Below are 3,510 nucleotides of genomic sequence, written 5' to 3'. Positions count from 1 at the left end.
GTCGATGGCGCGGCCGGCTACGGCGGCGATGGCCCAGCCCAGAACAATGCCGGCCAGACCGCCGACCAGACTCAGCACCACCGACTCCAGCAGGAATTGGGTCAGGATGTCGCGCCGCAGCGCGCCGACGGCCTTGCGGATGCCGATCTCGCGCGTCCGCTCGGTGACGGAGACGAGCATGATGTTCATAATACCGATGCCGCCGACCAGCAACGAGATGCCGGCGATGGCCCCCAGGAAGGCGGTCAGGATGCCGGTGATCTGCCCGGCCGTGTCCAGCAAGTCGGACTGGCTGATAAGTTCGAAGTCGTCATCGGCGGCGTAGGCGATGCCGTGCTCCTCGCGCAGGACGGCGGCGATCTGTTCCACGGCCGCCTCGTTCTGCTCGGGGCTGGCCGCCTGGGCGACGATGGAATCGACCGCCTTGTCGCCGGCCCGCGTCCGCTCGGTGAACAGCCGGCTGTGGGCGGTGGAGATGGGCATGAAGACGCTGCTGTCATTGTTGCTGAAACTGCTGCCGGAGTCAGCCAGCACGCCGACGACCTCGTAGCCCGCGCCGTTGACCTTAATCGTCTGGCCGACGGCGTAGCTGTCGGGAAAGAGGTCTTCCGCGACCTGCGAGCCGAGTACCACCACCCGCGCCCGGGTGTCCACGTCCGCCTGGGTCAGGCCGTCGCCCGCCTGGAACTCGTCCATGTTCATGACGAGGAAGTAGTTGCCGGTCACGCCCGACACCGAGGGGCGGGTGCTGTTGCCGCCGGCGGTCACGGCGAAACCGCCGCCGACCGAGGCAGCGACCTCGGCCACGTCCGGCGCGCGCGCCGGGTCGGACAGCGCCGCCATGTCGGACAGGCTGAGCGCGGGGTAGCCGTCGCTGTTGTCGCGGTCGGTGCTGATCAGGATCAGGTTGGTGCCGATGGCGTTGATCTCGTCGTTGATCGACTGGCTGACGCCGTTGCCGATGGATAGCAGGGCGATGACCGCGGCGACGCCGATGATGACGCCCAGCATGGTCAGCGCGGCGCGCAGTTTGTTGGCCCGCAGGCTGTCGAGCGCGGTCAGGAGGCTCTCGCTCAGGTTCATGATGTCGCTCCTTCTGTCGTCGTTGTAGCGCGGGATGGTATCCCCCGTTCTTCGGCGGTAGGGGCGGGTTTGAAACTCGCCCCTACAACGGCCGGCGCGCCGTCGTGCCCCTCGCCGACCACGAGGCCGTCACGAATCCAGACCGTCCGTCCGGCGCGCGCGCCCACGTCCGGATCATGGGTGATGACGATGACGGTGATACCCTGCCGGTTGAGTTCCTCGAACAGGTTCAGAATCTCCTCACCAGTGTGGGTGTCCAAAGCGCCCGTCGGCTCGTCGGCCAGGATGATGTTGGGCCTGTTGACCAGGGCGCGGGCGATCGCCACGCGCTGCTGCTGGCCGCCGGAGAGTTCGTCGGGCCGGTGGTCGGCGCGGTCGCCCAGGCCGACGCGCTCCAGCGCCTCGCGCGCCTGGTTCAGCCGCTCGACGCGCCCCAACCCGGCGTACATCAGCGGCAGGGCGACCTGCTTGATGGCCGGCGTCCGCGGCAGCAGGTTGAACTGCTGGAAGACGAAGCCGATGCGCCGGCCGCGGATGCGCGCCTGGGCGTCGTCGGTCAACTGGCTCACGTCCTCGCCGCCCAGCAGATACATGCCGCTGTCGGGCGTGTCCAGGCAGCCCAGGATGTTCATCAGCGTGCTCTTGCCGGAGCCGGACGGCCCCATGATGGCCAGAAACTCGCCCTCCTGCACGTCCAGATCGAGACCGCGCAGGGCGTGGACGACGTTCTCGCCCATGTGGTAGCTCTTGGTGATGTTGCGCATGGTGATCATGGCCGCTTTCTCCTAGTTGCCGGGGGCCTGCTGCCCGTCGGGCGGGCCAAACGACTGGATGGGCAGGGCGTTGCCGATCTGCACCACATCCCCCTCAGCCAGGCCGCCGGTGATCTGGGTGTAGCGGCCGTCGCGCAGGCCAATGGTGATCGGGGTGACCTCGATGGTCTCCTGCCCGTCCGCGCCGGTCGTGATCAGGTTGACACTGTACGTCCCCGCCGTCCGGTCGGCCTGGATGGCCTGGTTGGGCAGCAGGAGCACGCCGGTCCGCTCCTGGGCCACCAACCGCGCGTTGGCGGTCATGCCGGCGCGCACGGGCAGTTCCGTCTCGGCCACGTCGAGGAAGACCTGGTAGGTGATCAGGTCGCTGCCGGCGCTCGCCTCGGGAGCGATGGCCGCCACCTCGGCGGCAATCGGCTCATCGGGCCACGTCTCCAGGGTGATCTCGGCCGTCTGACCGATCTGCACCTGGGCGATATCGACTTCGTCCACCTCCAGCACCACTTCCAGGCTGCCGGGGTCGCCCATCTGGACGAGGACGCCGCCAGCCGTCTCGCCGACCCGCGCGTTGACGGCGGTGATGACGCCGTCGAACGGGGCGACGAGCGTGGCCTCGGCCAGCGCCCGCTCGGCGCGTTGCAGGCCGATGCGCGCCTGCTCGACGGCGACCTCAGCCTGCGTCCGCTCGACGGCCGACGGGCCGTCTTGCAGCCGCTCCAGCTGGAGCTGTGCCTGGGCCAGCGAGGCGCGGGCCGCGGCCACGTCGGCCGCGCTCGGCCCCTCGCGCAGCAAGTCCAGTTGGGCCTGGGCCGCGTCGCGCTGGGCGGCGGCCGAGGCGACGGCGGCCCGCGACGCGGTTACGTTGGTCGGGTTGCCGTTCACCAGATCGTCGTACGCCTGCTGGGCCGCAGCCAGGTCGGCGTTGGCCTGCTGGGCGCGGGCGCGGGCATTAAACTCCATCTCGGCCAGGTCTTCGGCCGAGATGAAGGCGTTCGGCTCGGTCACCAGGATGGTGCTATGTTGCTCGGCGGCGGTCGTGGCCGCCTGTCGCGCCAGGTCGAGTTCAATCTGGGCCGCCCGCACCGCTTCGGGGTCGGCCGCGGCCGTGCCGCTGCTCAGCCGGGCCGACGCCGCGGCCAGATCGGCCTGGGCGGCGCGCAGATCTGCCTCGGCCGCGGCCAGCTCCGTCTCGCCGGGGCCGTCCAGCAGGTCATCCAGTTGGGCCTGAGCGCTGGCGACGTTGGCCTCGGCCGCGGCCAGTTCGGCCGCGCCGGGCGCGGCGGTCAGGTCGTCCAGATTGGCCTCCTGCGCGGCGAGGGCCTGCCGCGCCGATTCGACATCCCGCTCCAGCGCGGTCGTGTCCAGCCGCACCAGCGGGTCGCCGGCCGCCGCCGTGTCGCCCACGTCAACCAGCACCTCGGCGATGGTTCCCGCGGCGGCCAGGGCCAGCGCCGCCTCCCGCCGGGCCATCAATTCGCCCGAGGCGGTGGCCTCGCTGGACAGGTCGCCGACAAACGCCTCCACGCGCTCGACGGCCGCCTCGGTCGTCTGGCCGGCCGCGGCGGGCGACGCCAGCCGGCTCCAGATGAACGGGAGGGCCAGCAGGATCGCCAGCACCACAACTCCCGCGATAATCCACTTCTTGCGTCGTTGC

General features: G+C 70.4%; 3 protein-coding genes. All 3 read right to left on the bottom strand.

Annotated elements, in window-relative coordinates:
* Nucleotides 1–1,083, bottom strand: a 1,083-nt coding sequence (locus ACE3UY_RS08165; protein ID WP_374687050.1) for an ABC transporter permease, incomplete at its 3' end; no start/stop codon positions are given.
* Nucleotides 1,080–1,856 (bottom strand): ABC transporter ATP-binding protein, encoded by a 777-nt coding sequence (locus ACE3UY_RS08160; protein WP_374687049.1) that lies wholly within the window; start codon nucleotides 1,854–1,856, stop codon nucleotides 1,080–1,082. The genes ACE3UY_RS08165 and ACE3UY_RS08160, both read right to left, overlap by 4 nt.
* A 12-nt stretch (nucleotides 1,857–1,868) precedes the next feature.
* Nucleotides 1,869–3,510 (bottom strand): efflux RND transporter periplasmic adaptor subunit (locus ACE3UY_RS08155; protein WP_374687048.1); only part of this gene is annotated, 1,642 nt, incomplete at its 5' end.

This window comes from Promineifilum sp. (SeqCode) (assembly GCF_041918635.1).
Lineage (GTDB): Bacteria > Chloroflexota > Anaerolineae > Promineifilales > Promineifilaceae > Promineifilum.
This window is presented reverse-complemented; position numbering and strand designations above follow the sequence as displayed.